Source organism: Polaromonas sp. (assembly GCF_016185115.1).
GTDB lineage: Bacteria > Pseudomonadota > Gammaproteobacteria > Burkholderiales > Burkholderiaceae_C > Polaromonas.
This window is the reverse complement of the sequence record NZ_JACPOF010000023.1, coordinates 1-16,940: the sequence shown is the minus strand read 5'-3', so window position 1 is coordinate 16,940 and position 16,940 is coordinate 1. Positions and strand designations below refer to the sequence as shown.

Genomic DNA, 16,940 nt, shown 5'->3' with positions numbered 1-16,940 from the left:
TGGCAGCGCGCCTGGTTCACGGTTCACACCGGGGCCCCAAGCCGCCTGCACCTTACGGAACACATCCAGACAACCCCCCATGCCGCCTGAAACCATCATGTCGTCCGCGCTTCTTAAGCCCGGCGAAGATTGCCCCGCGCTGGTACTGATGGGGGGAGGAGCGCGTACCGCCTACCAGGCGGGGGTGCTGCAGGCCCTGTCCAGCATGCTGGGGCTGGCGGGCAGCGATGGTGCGCCGCCGTTTCCTTTCAAGATCCTGGTCGGTACCTCAGCGGGTGCCCTCAATGCCACCTTTCTCGCCAGCCGCGCCAGTGATGGCCTGAACGCCTTTGGGCACCTGGCGGATTTCTGGACCGGCCTGCGGTCTTCGCAGGTCTACCACCTGAAAGTGCCGTCCTGGATACGCTCCAGCCGCATTGCCGCCGCGCTGTTCCTGTCGCAGCAGGTGCGCGCCCAGCAGGCCTTCCTGAACAACACACCGCTGGTTGATACGCTGCACAAGGTCATCTCGCTACCCAGCATAGACGCAGCACTGAACGACAGAACCCTCAAGGCACTGGCCGTCACGGCATCAAGCTACACCAGCGGCGTGCACTGGACGTTTTGCCAGACCGCCACCGGCAAACCGGATGGCATGTGGAGCCGCCCCGGGCGGCGCGCAGAGTTCCAGCCCGTCACCATAGAGCACCTGATGGCGTCGAGCGCATTGCCCTTTATCTTCCCGTCCACCCCGCTGTGGGTCGATGGCAGGCGCGAGTATTTTGGCGACGGCTCCATGCGCCAGAGCTCGCCGCTCTCACCTGCCCTGCACCTGGGCGCCAGCAGGATCCTGGTGATAGGCGTGGGCCAGCCCGAGCGCGCCGGTTTCGGCGGCACCCAGGCCGCGGCCGCCGGCGTGCGCCCCACCCTGGGTGCGATTGCAGGCCACGCCCTGGCCAGCGTCTTTCAGGACACGCTTCAGGCTGATGTCGAGCAGGCGACGCGCGTGAGCAAGACCATGCGCGAACTGCCGCGCGAGATCGCCGCCGTGATGCCCTACCGCGCGGTAGACATCCTCGCCATGGCGCCATCACAGTCGCTGGACGCGCTGGCCCAGGCACATGCGGGCGAATTGCCCGCTGCCACCCACCATGCGCTTGAAGGGCTGGGCGCGCTCGGCAGCCGCGGCAGCCCCGGTGGCGCAGCACTGGCCAGCTACCTGCTGTTTGAGCCGGGCTTCGTCAAGGCACTGATGGCGCTGGGCAAGCACGATGCATATGCCCGCAAGGCCGAGCTGCTGGCGTTTTTCGGCTACCCGGCGAGCTGAAGCCGGGTCGGCCTGCGGTAGATAAATGAGGGCTGCGGTGCCATAATCGCGGCAGATTCACTACGGAGAAATCCTTGGAAAGCAGCCCTAGTTGCATGGGCCTGCTCAACCTGTTTTCAGGACTGCGAACGCGGTGAAAACAGCGCCAATCAAGGCGCGCGACGACGGTCAGGCTGATGCCTGCCCCAGGAGCGCAACGCAGAGTGGCGTTGTTTTCACCGCGTTCCCTTCGGGTTGTGATCAAAAGGGCCGTGCGCGGCGTTGCAAAGCCTTACCGGGGTCTACCCCGGATGCGTTTTGCGCCTTGCTCACAGCCCTTTTGACTCACAACGCAGCTCCCGAAAACAGGCTGAGCAGGCCCGGCTTTCAGCACCACCGACTGACGACGCAGGCCACCAGGCCGCCGTCATGGAGAGGGGTTGAAAGCGATGCACATTCACCCCCACCCTCCTGCCACCCGGCGCCCGTCATGCGGCGCCCGGTGCATAACCTTGACAACAAAGGCAGTCGGTCATGCTCAATATTTTCACCCTCGCCAACGGGCGGCTCTTTCAGGAAGAAATCGAGTCGCTTGAAGAGCTCTCGAAGTTCCAGCCTATCTGGGTCGACCTGGAGTCCCCCACCCTCGAGGAAAAGCGCTGGATCAAGCAGTATTACGGCCTGTCCATCCCGGAAGACGCGATGGACGAGGACATCGAGGAGTCCGCGCGTTTTTACGAAGAAGACAACGGCGAACTGCACATCCGCTCTGACTTTTTGATCGCCGATGAGGACGAGCCCCGCACTGTGCGTGTCGCTTTCATCCTGAACCTGGTCAACGACGACCTCAAAAGCAAGGGCGTGCTGTTTTCCATCCACGATGAAGACGTACCAGTGTTCCGCCTGCTGCGCATGCGCGCCCGCCGCGCGCCCGGGCTGCTTGAAGACGCCAAGGAAGTGCTGCTCAAGCTGTTTGATGCGGACGCCGAATATTCAGCCGACACGCTGGAGAACATCTACGTCGAACTCGAAAAAGTCAGCACCAAGGTGCTCTCTGGCGACGTGACCGACGCCCTGGCCGGCGAAGTGCTGGGCGCCATTGCCCGCCACGAGGACTTGAACGGCCGCATACGCCGCAACGTGATGGACACGCGCCGCGCGGTCAGCTTCATGATGCGCAGCAAGATGCTCAATTCAGAGCAGTTTGAAGAAGCGCGCCAGATCCTGCGCGACATCGACTCGCTGGATTCGCACACGGCTTTTCTCTTCGACAAGATCAACTTTTTGATGGACGCGACGGTCGGTTTCATCAACATCAACCAGAACAAGATCATCAAGATCTTCTCGGTGGCCAGCGTGGCGCTACTGCCGCCCACACTGATTGCCAGCGTCTACGGCATGAACTTCAAGTGGATGCCTGAACTGGACTGGTCACTGGGCTACCCCTACGCACTGGCGCTGATGGTGGCCAGCGCGGTGGTGCCCATGTACTACTTCCGCAGGCGCGGCTGGCTGAAATGACAACAAAACAGCTAATATAGCTGTATTAGCTATTTTGAGTGGTTTAACCGGGTGCGCAAAGCCAGGAGACGGCTCGAAAACGGCCTGAAAATGCCATTTTTAGGTATTGAAAATGGCTACAGCCCAATGAATACGCACGTGAGCAGCTACTTTTTTGGTAGCAACTCCAGGAACTTCTCGACCACCGCACGTGCGTAATAGCTGGCCACGTCACGCACAAAGGCCGGGAAGTCCACATGCGCCTGGTCGTCAGCCCGGTCGGAGATCGTGCGCACCGCCGCAAACGGCAGGCCGTAGTCAAGCGCCACCTGCGCGATGGCTGCGCCTTCCATCTCCACCGCCAGCACCGGGTGGCCCGCAGACTGCAACGCCTGCTGCAACTGGTGTGCCTCCTGCGCACCGGAGACAAAACGGTCACCGCTGGCCATCAGGCCGTGGTGCACCTTCGCATCCGGAAAGGCCCAGGGCGTCTCGCCGTCGTTGATGTGTTTGAAGGCCGAGTTGGCGGCCTGCAGCAGCAGCCCGGTCAGGGCAGCGTCGGCCTTGAAGCGCGTCTGGCCATACAGCGGAATCTCGTAGCGCGGAAACAGCGGCGACGAATCCATGTCGTGCTGCACAAAATCCTCGGCCACCACCACATCGCCGACCTTCACGCCATGGCCCAGGCCGCCGGCGACGCCGGTAAAAACAATGCGGCTGACCCCGAAGCGCTCGATCAGCGCCGTCGCGGTGGTTGCAGCGGCCACCTTGCCTATGCGCGACAGCACCAGCACCACCGGCTGGCCGTGCAATTCGCCCTGCCAGAAGTCGCGTCCGGCATGAACTGTTTTTTGCGGCTTGTGCAGCAGGTCAATCAGGCCTTGCTGCTCTTCATGCAGGGCGCTGAGGATGGCGGTGATGGAGGGTGTGGAAGTCATGAATGGATTTTGCCTGTTCCCGGCCAGTGAAAGGCGTACCTCGCCGGCGAAAAAAAAGGCAGCTTGCGCCGCCTTTGTGAGGGAACCCTTGCGGGTTCCAAAAACCTTTGATGCGCCTATTTTTTGTCGCGCAACTCGCGGCGCAAGATCTTGCCGACTGGCGTCTTGGGCAGGTCGGTGCGAAACTCGACCACCTTGGGCTGCTTGTAGCCGGTGAGGTTGGTCTTGCAATATTCGCGCACCTGGGCTTCGGTCAGGTCGGGGTTCTTCTTGACGATGACCAGCTTGACGGCTTCGCCGGATTTCTCATCCGCCACGCCGACACATGCGCATTCCATCACGCCTTCCATGCGGCCGACCACGTCCTCGATCTCGTTCGGGTAGACGTTGAAGCCGCTGACCAAAATCATGTCTTTCTTGCGGTCGACGATCCTGAAAAAGCCGTTGTCTTCGAGCACGCCGATATCGCCAGACTTGAAGTAGCCGTCAGGCGTCATGACCTTGGCGGTTTCGTCCGGGCGCTGCCAGTAACCGGCCATGACCTGTGGGCCCTTGATGGCGATTTCGCCGGGCTGGCCGGGCGCTACCTCGTTGCCGTCGTCGTCGAGCAGCTTGAAGTACGTGCCCGGAATCGGCACACCAATCGTGCCGGTGAAGGCCTTGCTGTTGGTCGGGTTGCAACTGGCCGATGGCGAGGTCTCGGACAAGCCATAACCTTCGCAGATCGGACAGCCGGTTTTTTCAAGCCAGAGCTTGGCCACGGCACCGGTCACGGCCATGCCGCCGCCCAGCGACACCTTGAGGTGCGACCAGTCAACCGTGTTGAAGTCCGGGTGGTTGGCCAGGCCGTTGAACAGCGTGTTGACCGCCGGAAAGCTGTGGATGGTGTGCTTGGAGAGTTCCTTCAGCACGGCCGGCAAATCGCGCGGATTCGGGATCAGGATGTTCTTGCCGCCGGTACGCATGCCCAGCATCATGTTCACCGTGAAAGCGAAGATGTGATACAGCGGCAGCGCGCAGACGTAGACCGGCTGCACGCCGGCTTCCATGGTGGCCATGGCGGGACCGTTCCAGGCTTCTGACTGCAGCACGTTGGCAATCACGTTGCGATGCAGCAGCACGGCGCCTTTGGAAACACCGGTGGTGCCGCCTGTGTACTGCAGCACAGCCACATCGTCGGGCTTGATGTCGGGGCGCTTGAGCGTCATGCGCGTACCGCGCGCGACGGCATCATTGAAGCGCACAGCACCCGGCAGGTTGAAAGCCGGCACCATCTTCTTGACGTTGCGCACCACATAGTTGACCAGCGCCCCCTTGAGCACGCCGAGCTGGTCGCCCATGGCGCAGAGCACCACATGCTTGACCGGCGTCGTGGCAATGCACTGCTCCAGCGTATTGGCGAAGTTCTCGATGATGACAATGGCCCTCGCGCCGGAGTCCTTCAATTGATGCTCGAGTTCGCGCGGCGTGTAGAGCGGGTTGACGTTGACGACCACGTAACCGGCACGCAGGATGGCAGCCACCGTGATGGGGTACTGCGGCACGTTGGGCATCATGATGGCGACGCGGTCGCCCTTGGCCAGCCCGAGGCTTTGCAGGTAAGCACCGAACGCGATGGACAGGCTGTCGGTCTGGCCGAAGGTCACATCCTTGCCCATGAAGCTATAGGCGACCCTGGCACCGTTCTTCTTGAAGCTTTCCTCCATCAGCCCTACAAGTGACGAATACTGCGATGCGTCTATGTCTGAGGGAACTCCCGGTGGGTAGGCCTTGAGCCAGGGGCGGTCCTGGGTTGCTGCGTTCATGCTGGGTGTCTCCATTCCTGTATTGACTGCCGCTGATTTTGACGGCTAGCCCTCTGCGGGGCTATTGCGTTTTCCCTAGGAAACCCGGACTGCTTGAAGGGTGAATCCTCTAATTTCAGCAACCGCGCGCGAAGAGATTCTTGGCAAGCAGGTGCCGCGGAACCGGCTCAGGGCCTGTTCACAGTATTTTCAGGAGTGCGAACGCGGTGAAAACAGTGTCAATCAAGGCGCACGACGACGGTCAGGCGCCTGCCTGACCTAGGAGTGCAACGCAGAGTGGCGCTGTTTTCACCCCGTTCCCTGCGGGTTGTGATCAAAAGGGCCGTGCGCGGCGTTGCAAAGCCTTGATGGGGTCTACCCCACCTGCGGTTTGCGCCTTGCGCACAGCCCTTTTGACTCACAACGCATCTCCTGAAAATACTGTGAACAGGACCTAGGGCCGCAGGCGCCGTCCCCTGCAGGGGAGATGGCGCTACACGGAGTGAGCGCCGACAGGGGGGAACTACTCTATCGCCTTGCCCATGTCCTCAATGACCTTCTTCGCGTCACCAAAGACCATCATGGTCTTGTCCATGTAGAAGAGCTCGTTGTCCAGCCCTGCATAGCCCGCCGCCATCGAACGTTTGTTGACGATGACCGTCTTGGCCTTGTAGGCCTCCAGGATTGGCATGCCGTAAATCGCGCTGCCCTTGACGTGGGCCGCCGGGTTCACCACGTCATTGGCGCCCAGGATGATGGCCACATCGGCCTGGCCGAACTCGGCGTTGATGTCTTCCATCTCATGCACCTGGTCGTAAGGCACTTCAGCCTCGGCCAGCAACACGTTCATATGGCCGGGCATGCGGCCCGCAACAGGGTGAATCGCATACTTGACCGTGATGCCCTTGTCGATCAGCTTTTGCGCCAGCTCTTTCACCGAATGCTGTGCGCGTGCCACTGCAAGGCCGTAGCCCGGCACGATGATGACTGTTTCGGCATTGCCCAGGATAAACGCCGCGTCGTCGGCAGAACCCGACTTGACCGGGCGCTGCTCTTTGGCGCCTGCGGCTGCCGTGCCGGCCTCGCCACCAAAACCACCCAGGATCACGTTGAAGAAGGAGCGGTTCATCGCCTTGCACATGATGTACGAGAGGATGGCGCCCGACGACCCCACCAGCGAACCGGCAATGATCAGCATGGCGTTGTTCAATGAGAAGCCAATGCCTGCAGCTGCCCAGCCCGAATAGCTGTTGAGCATGGACACCACCACCGGCATGTCGGCACCGCCGATCGGGATGATGATGAGCACGCCCATCACAAAGCTCAGTGCCAGCATGGCAAAGAAGGCCGTCCAGTTGCCGGTAGCCATGAACACCAGGCCCAGACCCAGCGTGATCAGGCCCAGCACCAGGTTCAGCATGTGCTGGCCCGAGAACGTGACAGGCGCGCCCTGGAACAGGCGGAACTTGTATTTGCCACTGAGCTTGCCGAAGGCAATCACCGAACCGCTGAAGGTGATGGCGCCAATGGCGGCACCCAGAAAGAGTTCAAGCCGGTTGCCTGCGGGAATCGGCAGGCCTTTTTCGACAATGCCGAAGGCGTAAGGCTCGGCCACCGCAGCCACGGCGATGAACACTGCAGCCAGACCAATCATGCTGTGCATGAAGGCGACCAGCTCCGGCATCTTGGTCATCTCTACGCGTTTGGCCATGAGTGTGCCGGCTGTGCCGCCCACGACCAGCGCGCTCAGCACATAGGCCATGCCCAGGCTCTTGCCACCAGACAGCTGGACGATGAGTGCGCCTGTGGTGACGACGGCAATCGTCATGCCGGCCATGCCGAACAGGTTGCCGCGAATGGAGGTGGTCGGGTGCGACAGGCCCTTGAGCGCCTGGATGAAACAGACTGACGCGACCAGGTAAAGCAGCGTGACGAGGTTCATGCTCATTTGGCCACTCCCGATCCGGCTGCATCAGCAGCAGGCACTTTCTTCTCTTTCTTCCTGAACATCTCCAGCATTCGCCGCGTCACAAGAAAGCCGCCAAACACATTGACGGCCGCCAGCGCAACCGCCAGCCAGCCCATGGTTTTGCCGAGTGGGGTTTCAGTCAGCGCAGCAGCCAGCATGGCGCCGACGATGACGATGGCCGAGATCGCATTGGTCACGGCCATCAGCGGCGTGTGCAGTGCGGGCGTAACAGTCCAGACCACGTGATAACCCACGTAGATGGCCAGCACAAAGATGATGAGGTTGGTGATGGTGTGTGAGACTTCCATGTCGATTCCTTCTTGTCTTCCCGGTCGTTCTTCTTTGGTTCTTACTTGCGCTTGACTTCGCCGCCCTGGGTCATCAGGCAGGCAGCCACGATGTCGTCGGCCATGTCGATGTTGAGCGCACCCTCTTTGGTGATGATGAGCTTCAAAAAGTCGAGCAGGTTGCGTGCATACAGCGCGCTGGCATCGGCAGCCACCAGTGCAGGCACATTGGTCTCGCCAATCAGCGTCACGCCGTGCTTGACGACAGTCTTGCCAGGCTCGGTCAACGGGCAGTTGCCGCCTTGCGGTGCGGCCAGATCCACAATCACGCTGCCGGGTTTCATGGCCTTGACCATATCCTCAGTCACCAGCACGGGCGCAGCGCGGCCGGGGATGAGCGCGGTGGTGATGACGACATCGGCCTGCGCCACGCGCTTGGCGACCTCAAGCTTCTGGCGCTCCAGCCAGCTGGGTGGCATGGGCTTGGCGTAACCGCCGACGCCGACAGCGGCTTCGCGCTCTTCGTCGGTCTCATAAGGCACGTCAATGAACTTGCCGCCCAGGGATTCGACCTGTTCTTTCACGCTGGGGCGAACGTCGCTGGCTTCAATCACGGCGCCCAGGCGCTTGGCGGTGGCAATCGCCTGCAAACCGGCAACACCTACACCGAGGATGACCACGCGGGCGGCTTTCACCGTACCGGCGGCCGTCATCAGCATGGGGAAGAAACGCTGGTATTTTTCAGCGGCCATCATCACGGCCTTGTAACCGGCGATGTTAGCCTGCGATGACAGAACGTCCATGCTTTGTGCACGGCTGGTGCGGGGCGCGGCTTCAAGTGCAAACGATGTCAGTTGCGCACTTGCCAGGCGCTGAAGGCCGGCGGCATCAAAGGGGTTCATCATGCCGACGATGACACCGCCGGATTTGGCATGCGCCACTTCGCTATCCAGCGGGCAACGCACCTTGAGCACGATATCAGCGGCGTAGGCACCCGCGGCATCGGTGATCTCTGCACCCACTGCGGTGTAGGCCTCATCAGGAACACTGGCTGCCACACCAGCGCCGGACTGGACGCGGACCGTGTGGCCCTGGCTTTTAAGCTTTTTGGCGGTTTCAGGCGTGACAGCAACGCGCGTTTCGCCGTCAGTAATTTCGGCAGGTACCCCAATCAGCATGGGTCTCTCCTCTGTGCATTAGTTATTAAGTGGTCTGCAGCATGGGCGCAGGCGGCCAATTTTGCAGCTGTCGCGAAGCTTACATGACTTTTTTAACGCTTTTGGCGGGGTATGCCATAGTTTTACGGCAAATAGTCATGCACACCTAGACCACTTTTGGCGATGCAGCGGAGAGGAATATGACCTCGACATGCAAGCCGGGGCCGCGGAACCGGCTTCGCCGGGCCGCAGGCGCAGCGCCCCCTCGGGTGGCAGCGCAGTACACGCAGTGACAAGCGTGGGGATCACATCTTCGCAAGCAGAGCCGTGGAACCGGCTCAGCCGGGCCACAGGCGAACGACCCCCTCGGGGGGCAGGGCGCTACACGAAGTGAGCAACCGTGGGGGGCTCTATTTCGCCGTGGGCATGACGAACTCAGCCCCCTTGCCAATGCTCTCGGGCCAGCGCTGCATGATGGACTTCTGTTTTGTATAAAAGCGCACGCCCTCTTCGCCATAAGCGTGCATGTCGCCAAACAGGCTCTTCTTCCAGCCGCCAAAGCCATGCCAGGCCATGGGCACAGGAATAGGCACATTGATGCCGACCATGCCGACCTGGATGCGGCGCGAGAACTCGCGGGCAATGTGGCCGTCACGCGTGAAGCAGCTCACGCCATTGCCAAATTCATGGGCGTTGATGAGGTTCACGGCTTCCGCAAAATCCTTCACACGCACGCAGCCCAGCACCGGGCCAAAGATTTCTTCCTTGTAAATGCGCATGTCGGGCGTGACGTGGTCGAACAGCGTGCCGCCCATCCAGAAGCCGTTGCTGCAACCTTCGCCCGCGTCTGCCCCTGTGAACTTGCGGCCATCGACCAGCAGCTTCGCGCCTTCGGCAACCCCGATGTCGATGTAGCCGGTGATGCGTTTGTGCGCAATCGACGTGACGATGGGGCCCATCTCTGCATCGAGGTTGGTGCCATTCTTGATGACCAGCGTTTTGGCGCGAGCCTCCAGCATGGGAATCAGCCTGTCGGCCACATCGCCCACCAGCACGGCGACGGAAATCGCCATGCAGCGTTCGCCGGCCGAGCCGTAACCCGCACCAATCAGCGCATCGACAGCCTGCTCAAGGTCGGCATCCGGCATGACCACCATGTGGTTCTTGGCGCCGCCCAACGCCTGCACACGCTTGCCATGATGCGCGCCGGTCTCGTAGATGTAATTGGCAATCGGCGTGGAACCGACAAAGGACACGGCCTTCACGTCAGGGTGCACCAGCAGTACATCAACCGCCTCCTTGTCACCCTGCACCACGTTGTAAACGCCGTCGGGCAGACCTGCCTGCTTGAGCAGTTCGCCCATGAAGATGCTGGGGCTGGGGTCGATAGGGCTGGGCTTGAGCACAAAGGTGTTGCCGGCTGCAATCGCCACGGGGAACATCCACATCGGCACCATGACAGGGAAATTGAATGGCGTGATGCCGGCCACCACACCCAGCGCCTGGCGAATCGTCCAGTTGTCTATGCCGGTAGAGACCTGGTCCGTGAAGTCGCCCTTGAGCAATTGCGGAATACCGCAGGCAAATTCAACGATATCGATGCCGCGGGCAACCTCGCCCTGCGCATCGGTGAAGACCTTGCCGTGCTCGGCGGTGATCATGTGGGCCAGCTTGTCCTTGTTGGCATTGAGCAGTTCGAGGAACCTGAACATCACGCGCGCACGGCGCAGCGGGGGAAGATCGCTCCAGGCTGGAAAGGCCGCCTGCGCAGCGGCAACGGCAGCATCAACATCCTTCATGCCCGCCAGGGCCACCTGCGCGGTGACAGCGCCGGTGGCCGGATTAAAAACATCCTGGCTGCGGGCGGAGGAGCCTGCAACTGCGCGGCCATTGATGTAGTGGCCGATGGCCGTGGGTGATGCACTCATGATTTGTCCTTGGCTAGTGTGTTTGTCTCGGGAAGGCATTGGGGCTTAAAACCCCACCGCGCCAGTCTATGGCCGTGCAACAAATTTGATAAGCCCGTGTTTGCTGACTTCATTGTTCAAATAAATGAACAATAATGCTGCATGTCCGCAGACCAAATCGCCCCGCTGGTTGCCGACCTGCACCTCTTGACGGTGCTGGCCGCCACCCGCAGCTTCACCGAAACCGCCAGGCGCCTGGGCGTTTCCAAGGCGTCGGCGAGCATGCGCATCAGTGAACTGGAACGTTCTGCAGGCGTCTCGCTGGTCCGCCGCACCACACGTTCGGTGGGATTGACCGAGGCCGGCCAGCAAATGGTCAACGACATGCTGCCAGCCTTTACGCAGATCAGTGACAGCTACAGTGCCGCACGCGACCTGGCCGGAACGCCACGCGGGCTGGTCCGGGTCACCGCGCCTGTCGCGCTGGGCCGGCAGCACCTGGCACCTTGCGTTGCAGCCTTTCTCAAAAGCTTCCCGGAGATCCAGATAGAGCTGGAACTCACAGACCGTTTTGTCAATCTGGCCAACGAGGGCTTTGACCTCGCCATACGCCACACCAGCACACCGCCCGAAACCCATGTGGCCTGGACCCTGTGTGAAACGCGCTCCATCCTGCTGGCCAGCCCCGACTACCTCAAGCGTCATGGCACGCCCAAACACCCCTCCGATCTGGCCACGCATGACTGCCTGCTGTACCTGGGTGGCCATGCAGGCAACTGGACATTCGCAAGACCGGGCAAACGCAAGGCGCCTGCCGAACTTGTAGGCGTCAATGTCAGGGGCATTCTCAAGGCCAACAACAGCGAGGTGCTGCGTGATGCCTTGCTGGCCGGGCTGGGAATCGGTCTTCTGCCTGACTTCAGTGTCCCGGCAGCTGGCCGGCATCCGCAACTGATACCCGTATTGCCAGACTGGCAGGTCCAGGGCTTTTTCGGCGAACGCATCTACGCCCTGCGCCCCTGGTCGCCTCAGGTCCCCAAGGCCGTGCAGTGTTTTGTCGAGCACCTGCGCACCAGCTTTGCCCAGGGATTTACCCCGCCACACCCGATCACCCTGCTATCAAAAACCAAATAGATAATTTCCCCATGAACTCACGATGGAAACCCAATGTCACGGTCGCAACCGTCGTCGCACGCACGGTCGACGGCGTACAAAAATTCCTGCTGGTCGAGGAACAAACCCGCGACGGATTAAAGATCAACAACCCCGCAGGCCACCTGGACCCGGGCGAAAGCCCTGTTGATGCCTGCATACGCGAAACCCTCGAGGAAACAGCATTTCACTTCAAGCCAACGGCCATCGTCGGCGTTTATCTCTCGCGCTTCGAACGTACCGGCTCAGGTTCGGAAGCGCCGCTGGACATCACCTACCTGCGATTTGCGTTTTGCGGTGAACTTGGCGAGCATGTTGAAGGGCAGCCGCTGGATGAAGGCATTGTTCGCACAGTCTGGCTGAGTGTTGATGAAATCAAGGCGTCGGTTGGCACACACCGCAGCCCCCTGCTGCTGCGATGCGTCGAAGACTACATTGCAGGCAAGCGCTACCCGCTGGAACTGATCACGACCGACCCTTCGGTTTTGCTGCACGTGTAGACATTCCCGTCTCCGCCAGGGGCTTTGATCTGGCGGGATAATTGGCTCATGGGTGCATCAATGCCAAAACAGCGTGTCGTCGTGGGCCTGAGCGGAGGCGTGGACTCTGCCGTCACGGCCTGGCTGCTCAAACAGCAGGGCCATGATGTCATCGGCATCTTCATGAAGAACTGGGAAGATGACGACGACAGCGAATACTGCTCGTCCAACGTCGACTTTGTGGATGCAGCCGCCGTCGCCGATGTGATCGGCATAGAGATCGAGCACGTCAACTTTGCCGCCGACTACAAGGACCGCGTCTTTGCCGAGTTCCTGCGCGAGTACCAGGCCGGGCGCACGCCCAATCCTGACATCCTCTGCAACGCGGAGATCAAGTTCAAGGCATTTCTGGACCACGCGATGCGCCTCGGTGCAGAAAAAATCGCGACCGGCCACTATGCAAGGGTCAGGCTGAACGAAAACACCGGGCTGCACGAGCTGCTCAAGGGGCTGGACCCCGCCAAGGACCAGAGCTATTTTCTGCACCGGCTCAACCAGGCACAGCTTTCAAAAACCCTGTTCCCGGTCGGTGAACTGCACAAGACCGAGGTGCGGCGCATCGCAGCAGAGATCGGTCTGCCAAATGCAAAAAAGAAGGACTCCACCGGCATCTGCTTTATTGGCGAAAGGCCGTTCAGGGATTTCCTCAACCGCTACATCGCCAGGGTGCCAGGCCCCATCAAAAGCGACACTGGCCGCGTGCTGGGCGAGCATGTGGGCCTGAGCTTTTACACGCTGGGCCAGCGCCAGGGCCTGGGCATTGGCGGCGTGAAGGCCAGGGGAGCAGACCTGAAGGCCGCGCAGGCACGTGGCCAGCGTGGCGTGGGTGAGCACGAGCCATGGTTTGTGGCGCGAAAGGACATGGACAGCAACACCCTGTGGGTGGTGCAGGGTCATGATCACCCGTGGCTGAAATCCACACAACTGCATGCCCAGGATTGCAGCTGGGTTGCAGGCAGCCCACCTGGGCCAAGCGGGATGGCAGCCAAGACGCGTTACCGCCAGGCCGATGCGCCATGTGAATTACTGCAAAGCGGGCCGCACACCTGCGATCTTGGTTTCCCCGAAGCCCAGTGGGCGGTCACGCCAGGGCAGTCTGCAGTGCTTTACCGGGGCGATGTCTGCCTGGGCGGCGGCGTCATTGCGTCAAGCAATGTGAGGAACTTTCAGGAAACAGTGCCAGGTTCAGGCCATGCCCGCGCGCCAGCATTGACGGCCGTACGGTAATACCACTCTCCCGCCCACTCTTTAAAGAGCGGTTTCGAGGTAGGTATAGATGTAGTTCGAACCGCCGTTGACATTGCCGAGCAGGCGCGATGCACCAAAGATGCCGGAGCGGTGCGACACGCCAAAACCGATATAGGTGTTCTTCAATGCCCGTGAGCCAATCAGGTCGCCGAGGCTGATGTCAATGGTCGGGTCAAGGTAGTTCAACAACCTTGAAGTGGTTTTGCCGGCCTGGCTACTGACTTCGGTATAGGGCACGCGCTGCGCAAGCGACAACCCGACACCCAGGCCCAGGCGGGTCTTGACCTTGTCGCTCCACGGGAAACCCGTGTATGTGGCTTTCATGAAGGCGTCAAGCTGGACACCATTCGACTGCAGCCCGCGATCATCATGGTGGGTGAGCCCGATATGGCCTGAAATGTCCAGCGGCCAGCCGTTGAGGTTGTTGATGAAAGGCTTGCCCACCTGTATGCCGCTGATGTAGGTGGGGTTGGTGCTGGCCGTGCTCAGGCAGCGTGCCGTGATGATTCTGGCGAGATGGCAGCTCGGTTCTGTCGCCTTGCCGTAGAGCACCTTCACATAGGTTGGAGAGTCCTCTTCTGCCCACTCGCGTTTGTGGCCGCCGAAGTCATAGGCCGCACCAATGTAAACCGCAGGCAGCACGCGCTTTTGCACGATGGGGCTGTTCTGTATGGTCTTGTCCAGGTAAGTGGCCGACACGCCGCCCAACAGGCGCCAGCGTTGCGAGATATCGTAGGAGGCATACAAGCCGATTTGTGTGTTCACCCCGGAGCCTGGCGCATAGGCGGGCCGACCGCCAATGGCTTCGGCCGCCGTGACACCGTAGTAATAATTGTTGAGTTTGGCGTCGCGCAGCGAGACGCTGATGGTCGGCCGCAACAGCAGCGCACCGGAGCGCCAGTCGTAGCTGTAGCCGAACCGCGCCTCGCTGCCCCGGGAGGTGTTTCCGACATCGCGGACCAGCTCCGCCTGGAGTGTGCCCCATCGCTGGCTGTAGCGATAGGAGAGCCCCAGGTCCAGGCCCGAATCACGTGGCGCCATGCCTGCCAGGCTGGGGGGCAGGTTGTCGCCTATGGGATGGCCCTCCAGCCGCTGTTCCACAAACAGGTCCAGCCGCTGGCCTATGCCCGTCTTGATGCGGTCACCTTCATTGATGAGCTTGATGCCGGCACGGTTGGCGTGCAGGAAGAGCCGGTCACCCTCGTACAGGTAAACCGGGAGCAGGTCATAACGGGTTCCACCACCCACATAGGGTGAAGTCTCTACACGTGTTACAAAACCCATGCCGGCACTACCCGGAGCATTCAGGATGTCCACCAGAGGTTCAACCCCTCCTATGGCATGAGCAGAGGTCACTGCAAACAGGGCTGGCATCAAGGCTGCTGCGCACACGGCAAAGCGGCGGGAAAGTATTTTTTTCATTTTGTGAATTTCTGCAGGTGGTGCATTTTTTATATTCTGGCTTCAGGATTTTCCCCCTCGGGCAAACCCTGCAAGCCACCTGCCCTGATGCTACCCATGAACTCGCGCGCAGCCTTTGACGGCTTTGTAAGCAAAAGCACACATTTGCCGTAAGCCATCAGCCTGAAACCGTTTCACCGACCCCGCATGAAGGTGACGGGTACATATCAGACTGGTTTCCGGCAGCCCGACTGGATCGATTGACAAGGGCTCAGACCAAAATGATTTGATGTGCGAACGCATGCTCAACCTGCGGCAGTTGCAAGCTCCTTCATCGAACCCATCTTGCCAGCGTGAAACATCAGGGGCGCATGGTCCGCGACACTGAACGCCTGCACCCGGCCCAGCAGGACTGTGTGATCACCCTCCTGGTGACGCGAGTAGACGCTGCACTCATACGTCGCCACACTGCGTTTAAGCCGGGGGCAGGCTCCTATGCCCGGTTCGAAAGCCTCCTCGTACCTCTCAAACTTGTCAGGGGCGGGCTTCGCAAAATGCATGGCGAGTTCTGCCTGGTCGGCGGCAAGCACACTCAGGACAAATGTCCGTGACGTCAGGAATGCATCCGAACTCCTGGCGTCATCGCGGATGCTCCAGAGTATGAGCGGCGGTTCAAGCGACACCGACGCAAAAGAGTTGATCGTCATCCCCTCGCGCTTGCCGTCTTCTGCAATCGTGGTGACCAGGCAAATGCCGGTCGGGAAGGCGCCAAGCGCCTTGCGAAAGCGCTGTGCATCCACTGTTTGCGGCGCGTCACCAGTGATGGGAGCCCATGAATACATAAATTACCTTCCAGAAAATGGCATTGACCTCGCCAGAAACACCCGATCTCACCCTGAAAATCAGCGCTACGGCCGCATTTTCCTTTGCTGTAGCGTTGAAATTTTTACCAGAAACAATTGCAAATGCAGCTTGTTAATGCTGGTTTGGAAACATCATCTGCAAGCGCTGGTACATTCAATCCATGCCCAAAAAATCGACAGCCCCTGCACGAACACCTTCAAAAGAGCCCGCCGTCAAGCGCACGGCCAGGCCTCGCGCGGCCTCGGGACCGGTGCTCGACAATGACCTGCAGAACTCCATTCCGTACCTGATCGCAAGGGCAGGCGTGCGCATGGGCCAGTCCTTCACCCGCGAGATGCGCAAATTCAACATGACCCTGACGGAATGGCGTGTGTGCTCGACGCTGAGCCACAAGCCGCACCAGCGCCTGTCGGAAGTTGCCCTCAATACATCAACCGAGCCCTCTACCCTTTCACGCGTGGTGGACGGCATGATGCAGCGCGGCCTGCTGATTCGGGAAAGGTCGGGCGACGACGCACGGGCGCTCGCATTGAGCCTGACACCGGAAGGCATGGCCATCACCCAGCGACTCATCCCGATTGCCCAGTTGTACGAACGTGTATCGCTGAACGGTTTCAGCAGCGCCCAGGCCGACCAGCTGCGTGACATGCTCAAGCTGCTGTACGACAACATGGCGCCGCTTGACCACGAAGAGTAGGCGGCGACGTACATCACACAGCGCGGGCAACAGGTTGTTGAAATGCCCGCGCAGCTTATTGAGCCTGCAGCTTCAGGTCAGTGACGACCTTCTTCCACACACCGCGCTGCTCGGTCACAAACTCGCCCAGCTGTTTGGGCGTGCCGGTCTTGGGGTACACACCCAGCTCGGCCATGCGGGCCACGAGGTCCGGCGCCATCACGACCTTGTTG

Annotated in this window: 14 protein-coding genes; 6 read left to right on the top strand and 8 right to left on the bottom strand. The window is 60.6% G+C overall.

Annotation, left to right across the window (positions count from 1 at the left end; translation table 11 throughout):
• Nucleotides 1-79: 79 nt before the first annotated feature.
• Complete coding sequence (locus HYX42_RS17845; RefSeq protein WP_293405582.1) at nt 80-1,306, top strand: patatin-like phospholipase family protein; 1,227 nt, start codon at nt 80-82, stop codon at nt 1,304-1,306.
• A 513-nt stretch (nt 1,307-1,819) separates the two neighbouring features.
• The gene (gene corA, locus HYX42_RS17840; protein ID WP_293405580.1) at nt 1,820-2,806 is read left to right on the top strand and encodes a magnesium/cobalt transporter CorA; all 987 of its coding nucleotides are present in this window, start codon (nt 1,820-1,822) and stop codon (nt 2,804-2,806) included.
• Nucleotides 2,807-2,952: 146 nt separating this feature from the next.
• Here corA and HYX42_RS17835 read toward each other — a convergent pair whose 3' ends face one another.
• From HYX42_RS17835 to HYX42_RS17810, 6 genes are all read right to left on the bottom strand, one after another.
• Nucleotides 2,953-3,723 carry a 5'-methylthioadenosine/adenosylhomocysteine nucleosidase gene (locus HYX42_RS17835; RefSeq protein WP_293405578.1) on the bottom strand — a complete coding sequence of 257 codons (771 nt, stop codon included), beginning with the start codon at nt 3,721-3,723 and terminating at the stop codon, nt 2,953-2,955.
• Between the two features lie 116 nt (nt 3,724-3,839).
• The gene (locus HYX42_RS17830; protein ID WP_293405576.1) at nt 3,840-5,528 is read right to left on the bottom strand and encodes a long-chain-fatty-acid--CoA ligase; all 1,689 of its coding nucleotides are present in this window, start codon (nt 5,526-5,528) and stop codon (nt 3,840-3,842) included.
• Nucleotides 5,529-6,030: 502 nt separating this feature from the next.
• A complete protein-coding gene (locus HYX42_RS17825) occupies nt 6,031-7,455 on the bottom strand; it encodes an NAD(P)(+) transhydrogenase (Re/Si-specific) subunit beta (RefSeq protein WP_293405574.1) in 1,425 nt (474 codons plus the stop codon).
• Complete coding sequence (locus HYX42_RS17820; protein WP_293405572.1) at nt 7,452-7,784, bottom strand: NAD(P) transhydrogenase subunit alpha; 333 nt, start codon at nt 7,782-7,784, stop codon at nt 7,452-7,454. The genes HYX42_RS17825 and HYX42_RS17820 overlap by 4 nt, the downstream gene beginning before the upstream one ends.
• A 41-nt stretch (nt 7,785-7,825) precedes the next feature.
• Nucleotides 7,826-8,941: a Re/Si-specific NAD(P)(+) transhydrogenase subunit alpha gene (locus HYX42_RS17815; RefSeq protein ID WP_293405570.1), complete on the bottom strand. Its 1,116-nt coding sequence runs from the start codon at nt 8,939-8,941 to the stop codon at nt 7,826-7,828.
• 389 nt (nt 8,942-9,330) lie between these two features.
• Nucleotides 9,331-10,848 carry a CoA-acylating methylmalonate-semialdehyde dehydrogenase gene (locus HYX42_RS17810; RefSeq protein WP_293405567.1) on the bottom strand — a complete coding sequence of 506 codons (1,518 nt, stop codon included), beginning with the start codon at nt 10,846-10,848 and terminating at the stop codon, nt 9,331-9,333.
• Between the two features lie 141 nt (nt 10,849-10,989).
• Between HYX42_RS17810 and HYX42_RS17805 the strand changes: the two genes are divergently transcribed.
• The 3 genes from HYX42_RS17805 to mnmA are packed head-to-tail and all read left to right on the top strand — an operon-like array spanning nt 10,990 to nt 13,745.
• Nucleotides 10,990-11,961, top strand: coding sequence for a LysR family transcriptional regulator (locus tag HYX42_RS17805; protein ID WP_293405565.1), 972 nt, complete (start codon nt 10,990-10,992; stop codon nt 11,959-11,961).
• A gap of 11 nt (nt 11,962-11,972) precedes the next feature.
• Complete coding sequence (locus tag HYX42_RS17800) at nt 11,973-12,479, top strand: NUDIX hydrolase (protein WP_293405564.1); 507 nt, start codon at nt 11,973-11,975, stop codon at nt 12,477-12,479.
• 60 nt (nt 12,480-12,539) lie between these two features.
• Complete coding sequence (mnmA, locus tag HYX42_RS17795) at nt 12,540-13,745, top strand: tRNA 2-thiouridine(34) synthase MnmA (protein WP_293405655.1); 1,206 nt, start codon at nt 12,540-12,542, stop codon at nt 13,743-13,745.
• 21 nt (nt 13,746-13,766) lie between these two features.
• Here the strand turns inward: mnmA and HYX42_RS17790 are convergent, their stop codons facing one another.
• Complete coding sequence (locus HYX42_RS17790) at nt 13,767-15,188, bottom strand: MipA/OmpV family protein (protein WP_293405562.1); 1,422 nt, start codon at nt 15,186-15,188, stop codon at nt 13,767-13,769.
• A 284-nt stretch (nt 15,189-15,472) separates the two neighbouring features.
• The gene (locus HYX42_RS17785; protein WP_293405560.1) at nt 15,473-16,009 is read right to left on the bottom strand and encodes a flavin reductase family protein; all 537 of its coding nucleotides are present in this window, start codon (nt 16,007-16,009) and stop codon (nt 15,473-15,475) included.
• Nucleotides 16,010-16,191: 182 nt separating this feature from the next.
• Between HYX42_RS17785 and HYX42_RS17780 the strand changes: the two genes are divergently transcribed.
• A complete protein-coding gene (locus HYX42_RS17780) occupies nt 16,192-16,728 on the top strand; it encodes a MarR family transcriptional regulator (RefSeq protein ID WP_293405558.1) in 537 nt (178 codons plus the stop codon).
• Nucleotides 16,729-16,940 lie beyond the last annotated feature (212 nt).